This window comes from Shewanella sp. 2_MG-2023 (assembly GCF_030548905.1).
Classification (GTDB): domain Bacteria; phylum Pseudomonadota; class Gammaproteobacteria; order Enterobacterales; family Shewanellaceae; genus Shewanella; species Shewanella electrodiphila.
Map to the genome: position 1 here is coordinate 203,047 of NZ_JAUOSO010000003.1, position 16,667 is coordinate 219,713.

Consider the following 16,667-nt stretch of genomic DNA (forward strand, 5'->3'; position numbering starts at 1 on the left):
AAACTGGAAATGAAACTAGAAATACATGCGTGCGTACGCATATCCGGCTTCTGGGGCTTCGCCAACACGGCCTTCAACAGACAATACGATGTCTCTGGTAGGACGATAATTAAAGCCGACACTCGCCCAACGACGGTCTTTACCATATTCAGCGGGCAAACCGGTATAGTCGTAGTTAGGGCTTTCTACATCCCAGCTTTCATATTGCTCATGGTTTGCAGACGCAATAATTTCCCACGACTCTGTTAGGTCGTATTTACCACTAAGGGTCACACCATAGTTTCTGAAAGTTTCATAAGCTAAGTGCACATCGCCACTTTTGCGAGTGGCTAAGTCTTCATCTTCAATAAAACCGTTTAAACCTAATGCAATATCATCAGTCAGTTGTACGCGCATACCTAAGCCAAATAACTGTTGCTCGCCATACTTAGATTCACCTTCAGAGCCGCCACGAGTCTCAAGACCTGCAACAACAGAGACTACATCCGTCATCCAACCGACATAACCATTAACGATATCGCCTTGTGGTGATCCGTTCTTATGTTTACCTTCATAAGAATATGAAACGCCATAAACAAGGTTTTCGAATTTAGCTTCGTATTTAACCGTGTTTTCTTGATCGCCAGCTTCGCCCGTTTCTACCGATTTATTGAAGGTAAAGTCACCAAAGTGATCATATTCATCAAATGCGGTATCGGTTAAGCCAAGTTCAATCCAATGATTGTCGTCAAACACATAACCGACATATAACTTATCAATAGCCAACTCAAATTCACCGTCACCACCAAGCCAATTTCTGCGTTGATAATCCAGCTCTAGTCGGTAGATGTAGTTTGAACGTTGCCCTTTAATGCCCATAGTGGCAAAGCTGTCGTCTACATACCCTTTGGTATCGTAAAACTCATCGTGGTTATAATCTGAATTGGTGCCGAAATGACCTCCGACACCCACTTCACCGTATAAATCTAGGTAATCGCCATTGTCCTCTTGTTGTAATGTCGCAGCTTGAGCTGCTGATATACAAAATAAAGAGGCCAATGCGACTGCAACTGTAGTTTTTCTAAGCATCGCGTTTATTTCCATTAGTGAACTTCAACCTTTAGCTTGTAGGTTGGATTCTGACTTAATTATTATTAATGTGAGGTTGATTTATCGGCGATAAGAATATCTAAAGGGTTATCCATACAAGTAAACTCATATAAAATCAGGCGAAAGACATTCAAGAATGAAAAACAAACGGAAGCATGTTCATTTGTAAAAATGACAACATTTCAAAATACTCAAAAATCAAAATGTAAATAAAAATTATATTTAAACGGATGAGCTCTAATATTTATGTATTAGGCATTCCCACAAACTAATTTTACACAACCGCAACACATGCTTAATTATCAATCACAGCAACCAGAATTAATCAACATTAGAATATTAAGTAAGTTACAGCGCCATAGCAAGGCGACCAACACGAGCCACATCACAAAAACAATACCGCCAATTAATTTAACAAAACAAAAATACCACTTACATTACATAAACTTAAAACCAATATGACGATACGGTTACAGACAAGTCATTTATCAATATACAGAACAATAAGGTTAAACATTAATAACCACAAAAAACAAATAACCAGCAAATAATAAACAGCTAAAAACATAAACCAATAAAAACCAACCGAAACAAGGGTCTAATTAAAAACAATGTAAAACATAAAAATCACACCACAACTAAAAACAGTACAAAATAGAGAACAAATAAAAATTAAAACATATTTAAAATAAGATACAATTTCATACAAAGCGTTACTTTAAAGGTCTAAATCCGAGTGATTGATAAAGGTAAGCTAATAAAACAAGCCGTTCAAAATCGAATTTAGACAAATTAAAATTAACATCCTCCCAAAAATGCATAAAAACACCTGAATCAACTTTTATTTAACATGAAGCATCACTGAGGCTCATATAAATTCAAACCCAAATATTCAATAAAAAGCGATAAAAGTGAGCTCACAATGTACAGTACTAACTAAAAAGGAAGTGATAGTTGAAGGAAGTAATAGGAGAAAGTGATGGGTGATGGGTGATGGGTGATGGGTGATGGGTGATGGCAGTGAAAATTGGTATATGAAAATAATCCTAGTCATAGATGCCGTTAAGTGAGTTTGACGACTCAACGACACCTATGAATTCATGCTCACTGTCTTAATAATCAAAACCCAGTTGGGCTTTTATGCCATCGTTAAAGGCATGTTTGATGGGTTGTACTTCACTAACCGTATCTGCAAGTTCGATGATTTCACGGTGACACGCACGGCCTGTAATAATAACGTGCTGCATTTTAGGACGATTCTTTAGTGCCTCTACAACACGTGCTAATTCAATATATTTATAGGTCACCATGTAGGTTAACTCATCAAGTAACACCATATTAATAGATTCATCTTTGAGTAACTTTTCAGCGTCTAGCCAAGCGGACTCAGCTGCAGCAACGTCCTTCTCTCTATCTTGAGTTTCCCAGGTAAAACCTGTGCCCATGACATAAAACTCAACACCCACTTTTTCAAGTAAGTTACGTTCGCCGCACTCCCAGCCACCCTTGATAAACTGAACCACTGCAGCTTTTTGTCCATGGCCAACACAACGGGTTACCGCGCCAAAACCGGATGTTGATTTTCCTTTACCGTTACCTGTCAGCACCAATAAAATACCCTTCTCTTCTTGAGCCGCTGCAATTTTTGCATCTACGCCTTCTTTGAGTTTTTGCTGGCGCGCTTTATGACGCTCAGCTTTAGTATCTGCTGCTTCATTGTTATCTAAGTTATTGTCAGACTGTGTCATGCAAGACTTCCTGTTAATTTGTCCATATCAAGATGCGCTTCTAGCACATCAGCTAATCTATCTAATTGCTGCTCTCTTATCTGATTGATATCCACCGTTTGAGCCTGTGCTAACCCTGCCCAGGTTAATATCAATTGGCACGCTGTTGGGCTATCGAACAGCCCATGAACATAAGTGCCCAAAATTTGGTTATCTGCGGTTACACAACCTTCTGAATAGACTTGACCAGCAACGGCTGTGGTTGTAGTTGTCGTTGCGGGTTTGGTCGTGGTTTTAGTTGTGGTTTTAGTTGTGGTTTTAGTTGCCGTTTCTGTTTTAGCAACATCGTCAATTCCAGTATTCTCTTGCGACTGCAAAGATAAAGGCTGACTATCATTTGGGTTAATGAACTCGCTTTGCCCACAGTGGATTTCATAGCCATTGACACTAGCCAGCTGGCCATCCAAGGTTAATTCTCCACTGACCTGTTTAAGGGTTTTATGCTCGCTAAGCACGGTCGTCATGTTAATTAATCCTAGGCCGTTACTGCTACCAGCGACATCTTCGATACCACTTGGATCGTCAATCTGCACGCCTAACATCTGATAGCCGCCACAGATCCCAACGACTTTACCGCCATAACGTAAGTGCCGATTGACTGCTTTATCCCAGCCTTGATCACACATAAAAGCTAAATCGGCGCGGACATTTTTACTGCCAGGAAGAATAATAAGATCGGCACTTGGAAACAGCTTATTACTCGCTTGGGTTTGCATACTCACATATTGAAAGTCCACATAAGGGTTTAATCTCAGAGGGTCAAAGTCGGTATGATTGCTTATTCGTGGAAACACTAATACCAGCACTTTAATTTTCTGTTGCGCTTGCAACTGATTCGATGAGCTTGGTGAAGACTCATCAATAGATAAGTCTGAATTAGGAGCATCAACGGAAGCATTAGGAGCATCAACCAGGGCATCTTCTGCATCAAGATGTAAATCATGTAGGTAAGGTAAAACGCCTAACACAGGTTTATTGGTATAACTTTCTAGCCAATCAATGCCTGACTGTAACAAGCTAATATCACCTCTAAAGCGATTAATCACAAAGCCTTTAACTCTCGCTTGCTCAGACAAACTTAATAACGCTAATGTACCAACTAGGTGAGCAAATACGCCGCCTTTATCAATGTCAGCGATAATAATCACAGGGCAATCTACTGCTTCAGCAAAGCCCATATTAGCAATATCGCCTTCGCGTAAATTAATTTCTGCAGGGCTGCCTGCACCTTCAACAATCACCATTTCATACTGAGAAGTTAGCCGTTCAAACGACTGCAATACCGCGTTCATTGCAACCGACTTATAGTTACGGCTTTCTGGCCCGAAAAAGGCTTTGGCTTCAAGTGTGGATAGCGCTTTACCGTGGATAATAATTTGCGCGCCCGTATCTGAACTGGGCTTCAGTAATACAGGATTAAAGTCGGTATGAGGTTCAAGGTAGCAACCCACAGCTTGCAGCGCCTGAGCGCGACCAATCTCACCACCATCACTTGTCACAGCACTGTTTAATGCCATATTCTGTGGTTTAAATGGCGCGACTTTAGTGCCCTTTCTGGCAAATAGCCGACACAAGCCAGCCACTAAGGTGCTTTTACCAGCATCTGAAGTTGTACCTTGCACCATTAAGGTTGAGGCCGCCCCAGCCAGATAACTATGATCTGTAACATCATTACTAAACTCGCTAATGACTTTTTCGTCTTCAGCCAGGGGGGAGTTTTCTCGATTGCTCATTGATGCCAATCATCCTTCATGCTTTGCTGTTTATGATGCATTTATTACCAATAATTCAACGTCGATAGGCAATAAGTTGGGGATTTTTTTTAATAACTGTTTATTTTAGCGCTAATGGCAAACCCGCGACGATTAAAGTCACTTTGTCAGCTTGCTCGGCAATGGCTTGATTTAGCCAACCTGCTTCATCGGCAAAACGACGTGTGAGTTCACCTAATGGCACAATGCCAGAACCCACTTCGTTACTGATAAAAATGATATGACCTTTGAGCTGTGGTAAAGCGTTAAGCAAAGCAATTTTTTGTTGCTGCCATAAATCATCTACACCATTGCGGTGGGTTTCTTCGCTAGCAACTAAATGGTTGGTTAAATAAAGCGTTAAGCAATCAACCAGAATGACCTTATCAGCAGCACTTTGTTCCATGAGGGTGGATGCTAATGCCAGTGGCGACTCAATCAATAACCAATTCACTTTAGCATCAACACGGTCTTGTTGGTGACGTGCGATACGTTGACTCATTTCTTCATCTAGTGCAGTTGCTGTGGCGATATAAATACAACTGGGGCTTTGCGCTGAACATTGCTCAGAAACCTGTTCAGAAACCTGCTCAGCATACGTTGCCGCTAAGGTTTCTCCATAACGACTTTTACCAGAACGCGCGCCACCTAAAACAAGATGGATCATTAATTCAATCCTATGGTTAACATGATGCAGTAACACATCAGTTCACTAATTTGTTGAGCCGCACCTAAGGTATCGCCTGTGTATCCACCAATTTGACGATTAAAACCCCAAATCAATAATTGTCTAAGCGCAACTAATACCAGCAACAACACAAATGCCACAAGGCCATTTAAACAAGCTAAGACGGCAAAACCACTAAGACATAAAATCAATAAATCATTAATATGCTGGTGCTGTGCTAACGGCTTAGATTTACTACCATCATCTTCAGTGACATATTGCTCAGAGAAAATCATACTCGCCGCAACGACTCGACTTAAAGAATGTGCCACAATCAGCGCAATAGCCGCTTTAAGTGGACTATAAAGTGCAATTTCAACCAATAGTTGCCACTTTAACAGTAAGGTTAAACCCACTGCCAAGGTGCCATAAGTGCCAATACGGGAGTCTTTCATGATCTTTAATTTGTCAGCAACTTTCCAGCCACCACCAAAACCATCTGCGGTATCCGCTAAGCCATCTTCATGAAAACCACCAGTCATTAATACGCTAGTAATAATGGCTAAGATCACCGCAACACTATTGGGTAAAACAAACTGACTTAACCAAAATACCAAAGCACTCGCAGCACCCACAATTAAGCCCACTACGCCAAAGTAACGGCTGGCTTTATTGAGCTTATCGCTATCAAACTCTACCCATGCAGGAATAGGAATTCGAGTAAAAAAACTCATTGCGATAAGCAGTAAGTTTAGTTGTTTCCTGAACCAGCCCATATTGAAATAGGAGCCGATATCTGAACCCTGAGACATTCTCTAATCCTTGATAGCGTTAATGTTAATAGCAGCCTAAACCACATTGCTCACGCCAGCATTTTCAAAACTGGCCATGTCATTATAAAAATTAACAGCTGATTGAATAATCGGTAACGCCAGTGCTGCTCCCGTCCCTTCGCCGAGTCTTAGCCCTAGAGATAAAATCGGTTGAGCATCTAACGCTTGCAGCATTTTGATATGACCTTGCTCATCAGACTGATGGGCAAAAATTAAATAACCTCGCGCATCAGGGTGCAGTGCTACCGCTGCTAATGCTGCTGCAGTCGCGATAAAGCCATCAATCACCACCAGCATTCTCTTTTCAGCCGCAGCTAAAATAGCCCCAGTCATCTGCACAATTTCAAAGCCGCCCAAACAAGCCAAAACATTAACCGGATCATTAAGATTATTACGATGTAGGTTCATCGCCACAGTTAATAACTCGGTTTTTAATGCAAACGCTTCATCGTTAATACCCGTACCTCGGCCAACACAATCTTTAATATCTAATTTCAATAAAGCTGCCATCACCGCTGCGGCAGATGATGTATTACCTATGCCCATTTCACCTAAAGCAATTAAATTACAACCTGAATCATAATGGCGCTGCACCACTTCATTGGCATAACTAAAACCATCTTTAACCGACAATAAGCTCATCGCAGGCTTTTGATGAATCGCTTTTGTGCCTGAGCCGAGTCGATGGTTAGTCACGCTAGGCGCATCACTTGGGGTGAGCATCCCGCAATCAATCACTTCAAGGTTTAAGCCCATTTGACGACAAAAGACATTAATTGCTGCGCCGCCAGAGGCAAAGTTTGCCACCATTTGTTTAGTCACTTCACTCGGCGCAATAGACACCCCGTGGGCTGCAATACCATGATCCCCTGCAAACACTAACATTGCAGGTTCTTTAATCGACAATTTGTGTCTGCCATTAAATTGTTTGGCAAACTGCACTTGAGCAATTTGCTTTGCCAAGGTTTCTAAAAGACCTAGCGCGCCCAAAGGCTTAGTTTTTTGGTTTATTTTATGTTGGATCTGCTCATCTATATGATGGTTAACCGGATCTACTGCAAACATTTTTATACTCCAAAACAGCGTCTTAACGACGATGGCGTAAAACAAATAGGAAGAACACACTACCAATAGCAGCCGTAATAATCCCAACAGGTAATTCTTGGTTAGCCAGTAAGCAACGGGCGAGTACATCTATCCACACCATAAATAATCCACCGACAAGTGCGGTAATTAAAATAGGCTGCTGCCCAGGGAAAAGTAGCCTAACAGTATGGGGGATCATTAACCCCACAAAGCCAATACCGCCGCAACTTGCCACGAGTACGGCGGTGATTAATGAACACAATACCAACATATACAAACGCAGCTTGGCGACATTTACCCCCAATGAGTGGGCACTTTCATCGCCAGCCTGTATCGCGATAACTTGACGCTTAAATGCCAATATAATCAATATACTGGCTGATACCACCACAGCGGGTATCACCAGACCTTGCCAACTTGCTTTGGCAAAACTGCCTAAGCTCCAAAACAGCACTGACGCCGCAGCTTGCGGGCTAGAAAAATACAATACCAAGCTGGTCAGTGCGCCAAACATGAATGAAGTAGCAACACCGGATAACAGCATTCTTTCAACTTGGCTTGCGCGGCCAAAACCCGATAAAGACAACACCAATAACACTGAAAAACACGCACCAATAAATGCCCCTATGGGCAAACTGAGTGATGACCATGACCACCAGGCATCATGACTAAACCAGCCAGAACGCAGTATCGCCTCGGCTAAGTGGCTACCAGACTCCGACAACCATTGCTGCACTAATCCTTGGCTACCAAAAAAACTCAGCACCAATACTGCGCCAAAAGAGGCTCCAGAACTTATACCAAATAAATAGGGATCTGCTAACGGATTTCGCGTGACAGTTTGCAACACACTGCCCGCGAGCGCTAAACCTGCGCCAGCAATAAAGGCTAATGCAATTCGAGGTAAACGTAACTCAAACACAATTCGTTGCGTTAAGGCATTAGCGCTGTCAGCGTCAGCGCCCAAAAACGGTGAGGTAAATAAGCCAAGTACTTGCTCAAAACTAATGTTTGCAGCGCCAAAGCTTGATGCTGCAATCGGTGTCATTAGGGTTAATAATGCGGTTGCAAAAATTAATAGCTTATATTTCATCGATGATGCAGCTAGGGTCATAAACTTGCCTCTGCTTCATCATCTTTACTATGACCACCACTTTGATAGCCATAAAAATAGGTAATCAAAGGCTTGCCGTGTTGAGGGTGTTTGGACACTTGGCAACATACCCCGAATACATCACCAATAATGGCTTCAGTTAACACTTCATCTGGTAAACCTTGCGCAATGCACTTGCCTGCATTTAACAGTATTAAGCGATCGCACACAGCACTGGCTAAATTCAAATCATGAATAGAAGCAATCACACTGATCCCAAGTTGCCTAACTAGCTCTAAAATTTGGATTTGATAACGAATATCTAAATGATTGGTCGGTTCATCAAGAATCAGCAGCTGAGGTTTTTGCACAATCGCACGGGCAATTAATGCCCGTTGTTTTTCGCCACCTGATAACTGCTCATATTGCTGCTTGGCCTTTAATTGCAAACCAACTTTGGTAAGTGCATCGGCAATATCTTGTTTATCCGACAGAGAATCACTTTCAAACAAGCCTTTATGGGGCGTTAACCCCATTGCGACAATTTGCTCTGTGGTCATTTCAAAATAGTGCGGAGTTTCTTGCTGAACGACTGCCACTTGAGTCGCCAGTTGCTTTTGGCTAAAGCCATTAATGTTACGGCCAAAAAGCTTCACATTGCCTTGCTCTGGGGTGATATAACGATAGAGACAACGCAGTAAGCTCGACTTACCGGCGCCATTGGGGCCAATCAGTCCAAGCATTTCTCCCTGATTTTGGCTAAAGCTGACGCGAGAAAGGATCTGGTTATCATCAGCAGACCAACTGAGGAGTTCAACGTTTAACGCTGAAGGGATATCTACACTCATATCTTTATCGCCTTAGCGATAACGCCTTCAGCGCTAGCGATAAAAAATGCATTAATACCTGATAAGGAAAATGAACGAATAAATAACATTAACACTCCGCCTAAGTCACCCGCTTAGGTTGCATAACGCTGTTAAACAGCAAAGAAAATAACGCTAGGTATCTGACTTAGTGGGCAAACACAAGCTAGCTTGCTATTTAATGCCACATCACAGTTGCGGGTACAGTTCATGCTAATCATCATAAGTAACTTATGAATGCCATGATTCCCTATTCATTTACTGGCTATCGAGTTTTACTAACGACAAAGCAGTAAATTAACGTTATTACATTTTAAACAAACAGTGATTATTAAGTGCTTGGCTTGCAAGCGGTTAAACTGTTCTCGCACTATTGTACGATATATCTCACCGAGTTTATGACCTTTTAACGATAATCTTTTAGTGATTTAGCTGCACAAGTTTTGCAGGTGATTAATTTAACTCGGCCAATGTAATCGGTAGACGGGTTTACTGTCCGCAGGCTTTGTCATTGATTGCATCGATTCAATTTCAGAAGCACTGTTAACCGCCTGTTTAGTTACTGCCTGTTCTGGCCAATAAACATCAATCACCACTGTGGCGCCGTAATCTATCGCCAGCTGTGAATACAAACCAGCGCATTGTTCAAGCCCTAAAATATGACTCATGATGCAGCGGATCACGCCGCCATGGGTGACAATCAAAGCAGTCGCTTTCTCATTCTCAGTAGCAGTGCCATTATCAAAGTCAGTATCAGAATCAGGCTCAGGCTCAGGCTCAGGCGCTGAAGCAAGGCTTGATTCAGCTGAAACCTGTTCATTTAATTGCTTCAAACTTGATAACTGAGCCGCAAGTTGACCAGACACCTCGGCGAGTCCATTAGTGACTCTGGCTTCAAACTCAAACATCGTTTCGCCATTAGGTGGTGTATCCAGCCAAGGGTTAGTCCAATAGCTATCTACAGCTTGGCCGTCATGTTGGTATAAAGCATCAAACGTTTGCCCATCCCAATCACCAAAATCTACTTCTTGAAATTGCGGCATCTGTATTACTTCAGCTAACAAGCTGGTTTGGCAATCAACCTCTCGCTTGTTAACAGGTTCATTAGCATTAAGTTGTTGGCTGAAGCTGCGGTTTTGATTTATATCAGCGACTAAATTTTGGGCAAATTGCTGGCAACGTATTAAAGGAGAGCTGTATATCGTTAGCGGAGCAGCTTGCAAAGCCCCGCCTAATTTTTTTACGCTAGCCTCCATGGTGGCCACGCCCAAAGGCGTAAGCGCAACATCGGTTTTACCACGTAAAATATTGCCACCTTCGCACTGACCATGACGCAGTAATATCATTTTGGCTTGTTGCATATTAACGCTTCACCCTTGTTTCGTTTCGTTCAGTTCAGTGCAACTCAGCTCAATTCACTCAGCTTCGTGCCTTCATTCTGTTTCGAGCCTTCATTCAGTTCAAGCATACACTCAGCTAACAGCCAGCCATTATCAAGCGTAAATCATTCACTTCTGACGATTATAAAGATTTCATAGACACTGAATTTAATCTAGCGTCCAGCTTACTTGTGTAATGCGCTTGCTCTTACAATCTATTTAAACGTATTATGGACGTCTATACGTTTAAATGTCCAAACAAATCTTGATGATGAATATTTTTGCAGGGATTTTTCACTTGTCAGCGCCTTTTATCCAATCAATAAAGGTATGCTAATGAGCGTTAATCGCACTGCCTCATCACCATATTGCTGGCCAATAGCACCAACTAATAAGTAATAAAGGTAATCAGTTATGACGAAGTCGACTTCCTACAGTCAGGTTCTTGAGCAACTTACCAATACGCTAAATGAGCGCATTGTAATCCTTGATGGTGCCATGGGGACCATGATCCAAGACTACAAATTGGAAGAAGCTGATTATCGTGGCGAGCGCTTTAAAGACTGGCATTGCGACGTAAAAGGCAACAACGACATGTTGATCCTAAGCCAACGTCAAATCATTAAAGACATTCACACCAAATACATGCTGGCTGGTGCTGACATTATCGAAACCAACACCTTTAATGCCACCACTATCGCCATGGCCGACTATGACATGCAGTCGCTATCGGCTGAAATGAACTTAGAAGGTGCTCGCGTTGCACGTGAAGCAGCTGATGAAGTGGCAGCGCAAACTGGCACGCCACGTTATGTTGCTGGTGTTTTAGGCCCGACAAACCGTACCTGTTCTATCAGCCCAGATGTAAACGATCCAAGCTTTCGTAATGTCAGTTTTGATGAACTGGTCGATGCGTATGTTGAATCTACCAGCGCTTTAATTGAAGGCGGCGCGGATATCATCATGGTCGAAACCATCTTTGATACCTTAAACGCCAAAGCCGCTTTATTTGCCATTGAAAAAGTCTTCGATAACTTGGGTGACCGCTTACCCGTGATGATATCGGGCACCATTACCGATGCATCAGGCCGTACACTCACAGGGCAAACTACCGAAGGTTTTTATAACTCACTGCGCCACATTAAGCCGCTTTCAATCGGCCTTAACTGTGCATTAGGCCCTAAAGAGCTGCGCCCATACGTTGAAGAACTATCACGTATTGCTGAATGTTTTGTCTCTGCTCACCCTAATGCAGGCCTGCCAAACGAGTTTGGTGGTTACGATGAAACCCCAGAAGAAATGGCTGAAGTGATTCAAGATTGGGCCGCCGATGGCATGCTCAATATTGTTGGTGGCTGTTGTGGTAGTACGCCTGAGCATATTAATACCATTCGTGAGTCTGTGATAAATCACGACCCACGTAAACTGCCTGAGATCCCAGTCGCTTGTCGCCTTTCAGGACTTGAGCCATTAACCATTGATGGCAACTCATTATTTGTTAACGTGGGCGAACGTGCCAACGTCACAGGTTCAGCTAAGTTCCTACGCTTAATCAAAGAAGAAAAGTTTGAAGAAGCACTCGATGTGGTGCGTGAACAAGTCGAAAATGGTGCGCAAATCATCGACGTCAACATGGATGAAGGCATGCTCGATGGCGCCGAGTCGATGAAAAAGTTCTTAAACTTAATCGCCTCTGAGCCTGATATCTCTCGTGTACCTATCATGATTGACTCATCAAAATGGGAAGTGATTGAAGCTGGCCTTAAGTGCGTTCAAGGCAAGTCGATCGTTAACTCTATTTCGATGAAAGAAGGCGAAGAAGCCTTTATCAAACAAGCGACCTTAGTGAAGCGTTATGGCGCTGCTGCCATCGTAATGGCATTTGATGAAGACGGCCAAGCCGATACCCGCGCTCGTAAAACTGAAATCTGTACCCGTGCTTATCGCGTTTTAGTCGATGTAGTTGGCTTTCCGCCTGAAGACATTATTTTTGACCCGAATATCTTTGCTATTGCTACGGGTATTGAAGAGCACGACAATTACGCGGTCGACTTTATCGAGTCGATTAAAGACATTAAAACCACCCTGCCTTATGCAATGATTTCTGGTGGTGTATCAAACGTCTCGTTCTCTTTTCGTGGCAACAACCCAGTACGTGAAGCGATCCACGCAGTGTTTTTATACCATGCGATTCAAGCGGGTATGGACATGGGGATTGTTAACGCAGGTCAATTAGCCATTTATGATGACATTGACCCAGAGCTTAAAGAAAAAGTCGAAAACGTGGTGCAGAACTTACCTTGCCCTGTTGCCGACTCAACTAATACCGAACAGCTACTTGATGTGGCAGAAAAGTTTCGTGGTGACGGTAAACAAATCGCTAAAAAAGAAGATTTAGCATGGCGTAGCTGGCCTGTGGAAGAGCGTTTATCCCATGCGCTAGTAAAAGGCATTACCGAATTTATCGACCAAGACACTGAAGAAGCGCGCCTACAAGCTGTGCGCCCGCTTGATGTGATTGAAGGGCCATTAATGAATGGCATGAACGTGGTCGGCGACCTATTTGGCGCAGGTAAAATGTTCCTGCCGCAAGTGGTTAAATCAGCCCGAGTAATGAAAAAAGCCGTTGCTTACCTTAACCCTTACATTGAAGCCGAAAAAGTCGAAGGCCAATCAAACGGCAAAATCTTAATGGTCACAGTGAAAGGCGACGTGCACGATATTGGTAAAAATATTGTCGGCGTCGTACTGGCCTGTAACGGCTATGAAGTGATCGATTTAGGCGTGATGGTGCCCGTTGATAAAATCATTGAAGTCGCGGTAGCTGAAAACGTTGATATCATTGGCATGTCAGGCCTTATCACCCCAAGCCTTGATGAAATGGTGCACAACGTTAAAGCCTTCCATAAGGCAGGTTTAACCATTCCATCGATTATTGGCGGCGCGACTTGTTCAAAAATTCATACCGCCGTTAAAATTGCGCCCCATTCGCCAACTGGGGCAATTTACATTGCCGACGCCTCACGCGCCGTACCTATGGTGTCAAAACTGATTAATAATGAAACCCGTCAAGCCACCATTGATGAAGCCTATAATGAATACGATGTGATGCGTGAAAAGCGTTTATCACAAACTAAACGTAAAACCATCATATCCATTGAGGCAGCGCGCGAGAATCGTTGTCAGCATGACTGGGACAACTACACGCCGTTTACCCCGAATGTATTAGGTCGTCAGGTCTTTGATGATTACCCACTTGAAGACTTAGTTGATCGCATCGACTGGACGCCGTTTTTCAGAAGCTGGGAATTACATGGCCGTTACCCTGATATTTTAGACGACAAGGTTGTAGGTGAAGAAGCCCGCAAACTATACGCCGATGGTAAAGCCATGCTTAAAACCATCATCAGTGAAAAGTGGCTCACCGCCAAAGCGGTTATGGGCTTATTTCCAGCCAACACCGTCAACCATGATGACATTGAGCTATACACTGATGAAACACGTACCGAAGTTGAAATGACCACCCATCATCTGCGCATGCAGCTTGAACGTGTGGGTAATGACAACTTCTGTTTATCTGATTTTGTTGCGCCAAAAGACTCTGGCGTTGCCGATTACATGGGCGGATTTGCAGTCACCGCAGGTCATGGTATTGATGAACATGTCGCGCGTTTTGAAGCGAACCATGATGACTACAACGCCATTATGCTTAAGTGCCTTGCAGACCGTTTAGCTGAAGCCTTTGCCGAACGTATGCATGAACGAGTACGTAAAGAGTTTTGGGGTTACGCTGCCGATGAAATATTAGATAACGAAGCGCTTATTCGTGAAAAATACAAAGGGATTCGCCCAGCGCCAGGTTACCCAGCATGTCCTGATCATACTGAAAAAGGCTTATTGTGGGATTTGCTTAAACCCGATGAAACCATTGGTTTAAACATCACTGAAAGCTATGCCATGTTCCCAACCGCAGCCGTATCAGGCTGGTACTTTGCCCATCCGAAATCACGTTACTTTGGGGTGACTAATGTAGGTAAAGATCAAGTTGAGGATTATGCTGAGCGTAAGGGAATGACTTTGGCAGAAGCGGAAAGATGGTTGGCACCGGTTTTGGATTATGACCCTGAATAGAGAGTGATCCAGAGTAATCATAAGGTTACTCTTTAGGTTTCCAAACTTCGTTTGGATGTAGATCGCAGGGTTCCACCCTGCACTGGCCAAGATGGGGATCAACAGCAATCCCCCTCTTGAATCACCCCTGCCGCCCCCAACCAAGTTATTCTTTCAAAGCGAATAAGCTTCATACTTCAATAAAAATACCTAACGGCTCAGATGGGACATCCATGTCCCGCCGAGCCTTAGCCATCATCCTGATGGCTACACGGTATTTTTATCTGCGTATTTCAGCAACTTGGAATGGGGAATATTGAAGACTGCGGCGGTAATTGGTTTAGTTTACTCTGACCCAATATATTTTTATTCGGTTGCCATTGATACTAATTTCTCACCATTTGTGAGATACAAAATATCGCCATCCCAAGCCGCATAGAGAGTTTGATCTCTGGTATCAATTATTTCATTTCCAGAGTATTGAAAACCTCCTTGATACCAAACCTCCCCACTTGACTCAAAATAGATGGTCCCTTTATATTGGCCATTTTCAGGATCTACTTTTACATAGACCCCGCCATCACTCCCCCCAACCCATAAGGCTGCTAGAGGTATATTATTTGGACGAACTTCAGGCTCAATAGTTGCTACCTGTTCACATCCAAATAGCAAAAAAGATATTAGCAGTATATTTATCCATTTCATTAGGAATACTCCCCAACAGCTTCAATAACAAGCCTTTTACTAGAAGGGTAATAATCAAGATCACGATAATCGTCTCGGAATTCTCCGATATAGGATGCGGGCCGAGGATCTATCATCCACGGCGTTTCTTTACCTGCTGCTTCAACTAACCTTTTAACAAAATGAATACAGCTATTCGAAGTAAGGTCATACTCTTTTCGATTCGGGTTATTATTTTGAGCTTTCTGCAAAATCACTTTTTGGTTAAGCTTTTCAAAAACATCTGTGGCCTCTATATAAACACCTTCGATTCTGGTAGCTCTTCCAGCAATTTTACTCACCTTATCTAGAACAGAAATTAAAGATTTAGGCTCTACACCTGAAGTACTTACTTTTGCGTCAGGGACTGGTACTCTCCTTACAATTCCTTTTTCTTCAGGATAATCATACCTTCCAAATTCATAGTATTTCGTTAGTCCCGAAATACCATTGACGATAAGGATGCCCGCATGCCCTAAATTGGATAGTTTTTGAGTTGAACTCTGTATTGTAAAATTATCAAAACTTACCCACGGTATAAGATCTACATCTTTTCTAGGTGTATCCACTGTTATCTTATATTCAGGGAATACTATTGGTATTAACACGTCTTTCATACTTAATCCTTGTAAAAAAACTTTTAAATTTTCTGAAAAAAATCTAAATATAACTTTATATAATGCCATATATAAATATGCCTAACTATTAGCATTAATAGCAATAAAAGGTAATTTACTCCCCCTTAATTAACTAGAAATAGTGTACTCTTAGTCTGATAAATCCCTTTGCCCACACGAAATCACGCTACTAATATTGGCCGAGAGCAAGTTGAGGATTATCTTGAACGTAAGGGAATGAGCTTGGCAGAAGCGGAAAGATGGTTGGCACCAGTGCTTGACCACATCAATCCTGAGTAAGAGTGATCCTGAGTAGAGATTGATGTTGAGTAATCACTGGTTACTCTTTTAGGTTTCCAAACTTCGTTTGGATTGAGATCGCAGGGTTCCACCCTGCACTGGCCAAGATGGGGTTCAACAGCAATCCCCCTCTTGAATCACCCCTGCCGCCCCAACCAAGTTGTGCTTCTTCATACTCCAATAAAAATACCTAACGGCTCAGATGGGACATCCATGTCCCGCCGAGCCTTAGCCATCATCCTGATGGCTACACGGTATTTTTATCTGCGTATTTCAGCAACTTGGAATGGGAATATTGGAGACTGCGGCGGTGTTTGGATTAGTTTGCTCTGGCTCAACATATTCAGATTTAGTTAGGGCTATTTT

The 16,667-nt window shown here is 42.7% G+C and carries 12 protein-coding genes; 1 reads left to right on the plus strand and 11 read right to left on the minus strand.

All coding sequences use genetic code 11. The annotated features are described in order from the left end of the window. Nucleotides 1-15 precede the first annotated feature (15 nt). The 9 genes from Q4600_RS04825 to Q4600_RS04865 all read right to left on the minus strand — a co-directional run bounded on the left by Q4600_RS04825 (nt 16) and on the right by Q4600_RS04865 (nt 10,533). Nucleotides 16-1,068, minus strand: coding sequence for a porin (locus Q4600_RS04825; RefSeq protein ID WP_303513251.1), 1,053 nt, complete (start codon nt 1,066-1,068; stop codon nt 16-18). A gap of 1,133 nt (nt 1,069-2,201) precedes the next feature. Next, the gene (cobO, locus tag Q4600_RS04830; protein ID WP_229369364.1) at nt 2,202-2,837 is read right to left on the minus strand and encodes a cob(I)yrinic acid a,c-diamide adenosyltransferase; all 636 of its coding nucleotides are present in this window, start codon (nt 2,835-2,837) and stop codon (nt 2,202-2,204) included. Next, nucleotides 2,834-4,501: a cobyric acid synthase gene (locus tag Q4600_RS04835; RefSeq protein WP_303513511.1), complete on the minus strand. Its 1,668-nt coding sequence runs from the start codon at nt 4,499-4,501 to the stop codon at nt 2,834-2,836. Before Q4600_RS04835 ends, cobO begins: the two co-directional genes overlap by 4 nt. A 208-nt stretch (nt 4,502-4,709) precedes the next feature. After that, nucleotides 4,710-5,294 carry a bifunctional adenosylcobinamide kinase/adenosylcobinamide-phosphate guanylyltransferase gene (gene cobU / locus Q4600_RS04840; RefSeq protein ID WP_303513254.1) on the minus strand — a complete coding sequence of 195 codons (585 nt, stop codon included), beginning with the start codon at nt 5,292-5,294 and terminating at the stop codon, nt 4,710-4,712. Beyond that, nucleotides 5,294-6,070 (minus strand): adenosylcobinamide-GDP ribazoletransferase, encoded by a 777-nt coding sequence (locus Q4600_RS04845; protein ID WP_248955108.1) that lies wholly within the window; start codon nt 6,068-6,070, stop codon nt 5,294-5,296. The genes cobU and Q4600_RS04845 overlap by 1 nt, the downstream gene beginning before the upstream one ends. A gap of 72 nt (nt 6,071-6,142) precedes the next feature. Continuing rightward, the gene (cobT, locus tag Q4600_RS04850) at nt 6,143-7,192 is read right to left on the minus strand and encodes a nicotinate-nucleotide--dimethylbenzimidazole phosphoribosyltransferase (RefSeq protein ID WP_303513256.1); all 1,050 of its coding nucleotides are present in this window, start codon (nt 7,190-7,192) and stop codon (nt 6,143-6,145) included. A 22-nt stretch (nt 7,193-7,214) separates the two neighbouring features. Then, nucleotides 7,215-8,327: an iron ABC transporter permease gene (locus Q4600_RS04855; RefSeq protein ID WP_102526119.1), complete on the minus strand. Its 1,113-nt coding sequence runs from the start codon at nt 8,325-8,327 to the stop codon at nt 7,215-7,217. Then, the gene (locus tag Q4600_RS04860; protein ID WP_303513260.1) at nt 8,324-9,154 is read right to left on the minus strand and encodes an ABC transporter ATP-binding protein; all 831 of its coding nucleotides are present in this window, start codon (nt 9,152-9,154) and stop codon (nt 8,324-8,326) included. The genes Q4600_RS04855 and Q4600_RS04860 overlap by 4 nt, the downstream gene beginning before the upstream one ends. A 476-nt stretch (nt 9,155-9,630) precedes the next feature. Then, a complete protein-coding gene (locus Q4600_RS04865) occupies nt 9,631-10,533 on the minus strand; it encodes a histidine phosphatase family protein (protein WP_303513263.1) in 903 nt (300 codons plus the stop codon). Between the two features lie 432 nt (nt 10,534-10,965). Here Q4600_RS04865 and metH point away from each other — a divergent pair, with 432 nt between their 5' ends. Next, nucleotides 10,966-14,682 (plus strand): methionine synthase, encoded by a 3,717-nt coding sequence (metH, locus tag Q4600_RS04870; RefSeq protein ID WP_303513267.1) that lies wholly within the window; start codon nt 10,966-10,968, stop codon nt 14,680-14,682. A gap of 345 nt (nt 14,683-15,027) precedes the next feature. Here the strand turns inward: metH and Q4600_RS04875 are convergent, their stop codons facing one another. Both Q4600_RS04875 and Q4600_RS04880 read right to left on the minus strand, forming a co-directional pair. Next, on the minus strand, nt 15,028-15,366 hold the full coding sequence (locus tag Q4600_RS04875) for a hypothetical protein (RefSeq protein WP_303513269.1): 339 nt from the start codon (nt 15,364-15,366) through the stop codon (nt 15,028-15,030). Beyond that, nucleotides 15,366-16,070: a hypothetical protein gene (locus Q4600_RS04880; RefSeq protein ID WP_303513271.1), complete on the minus strand. Its 705-nt coding sequence runs from the start codon at nt 16,068-16,070 to the stop codon at nt 15,366-15,368. The genes Q4600_RS04875 and Q4600_RS04880 overlap by 1 nt, the downstream gene beginning before the upstream one ends. Nucleotides 16,071-16,667 lie beyond the last annotated feature (597 nt).

What these genes read in the sequence shown, in the direction of transcription:
- Q4600_RS04825 (WP_303513251.1), bottom strand. Translation starts at nt 1,068, where the DNA reads ATGCTTAGAAAAACTACAGTTGCAGTCGCATTGGCCTCTTTATTTTGT.
- cobO (WP_229369364.1), bottom strand. Translation starts at nt 2,837, where the DNA reads ATGACACAGTCTGACAATAACTTAGATAACAATGAAGCAGCAGATACT.
- Q4600_RS04835 (WP_303513511.1), bottom strand. Translation starts at nt 4,501, where the DNA reads ATGGTGCAAGGTACAACTTCAGATGCTGGTAAAAGCACCTTAGTGGCT.
- cobU (WP_303513254.1), bottom strand. Translation starts at nt 5,294, where the DNA reads ATGATCCATCTTGTTTTAGGTGGCGCGCGTTCTGGTAAAAGTCGTTAT.
- Q4600_RS04845 (WP_248955108.1), bottom strand. Translation starts at nt 6,070, where the DNA reads ATGGGCTGGTTCAGGAAACAACTAAACTTACTGCTTATCGCAATGAGT.
- cobT (WP_303513256.1), bottom strand. Translation starts at nt 7,192, where the DNA reads ATGTTTGCAGTAGATCCGGTTAACCATCATATAGATGAGCAGATCCAA.
- Q4600_RS04855 (WP_102526119.1), bottom strand. Translation starts at nt 8,327, where the DNA reads ATGACCCTAGCTGCATCATCGATGAAATATAAGCTATTAATTTTTGCA.
- Q4600_RS04860 (WP_303513260.1), bottom strand. Translation starts at nt 9,154, where the DNA reads ATGAGTGTAGATATCCCTTCAGCGTTAAACGTTGAACTCCTCAGTTGG.
- Q4600_RS04865 (WP_303513263.1), bottom strand. Translation starts at nt 10,533, where the DNA reads ATGCAACAAGCCAAAATGATATTACTGCGTCATGGTCAGTGCGAAGGT.
- metH (WP_303513267.1), top strand. Translation starts at nt 10,966, where the DNA reads ATGACGAAGTCGACTTCCTACAGTCAGGTTCTTGAGCAACTTACCAAT.
- Q4600_RS04875 (WP_303513269.1), bottom strand. Translation starts at nt 15,366, where the DNA reads ATGAAATGGATAAATATACTGCTAATATCTTTTTTGCTATTTGGATGT.
- Q4600_RS04880 (WP_303513271.1), bottom strand. Translation starts at nt 16,070, where the DNA reads ATGGCATTATATAAAGTTATATTTAGATTTTTTTCAGAAAATTTAAAA.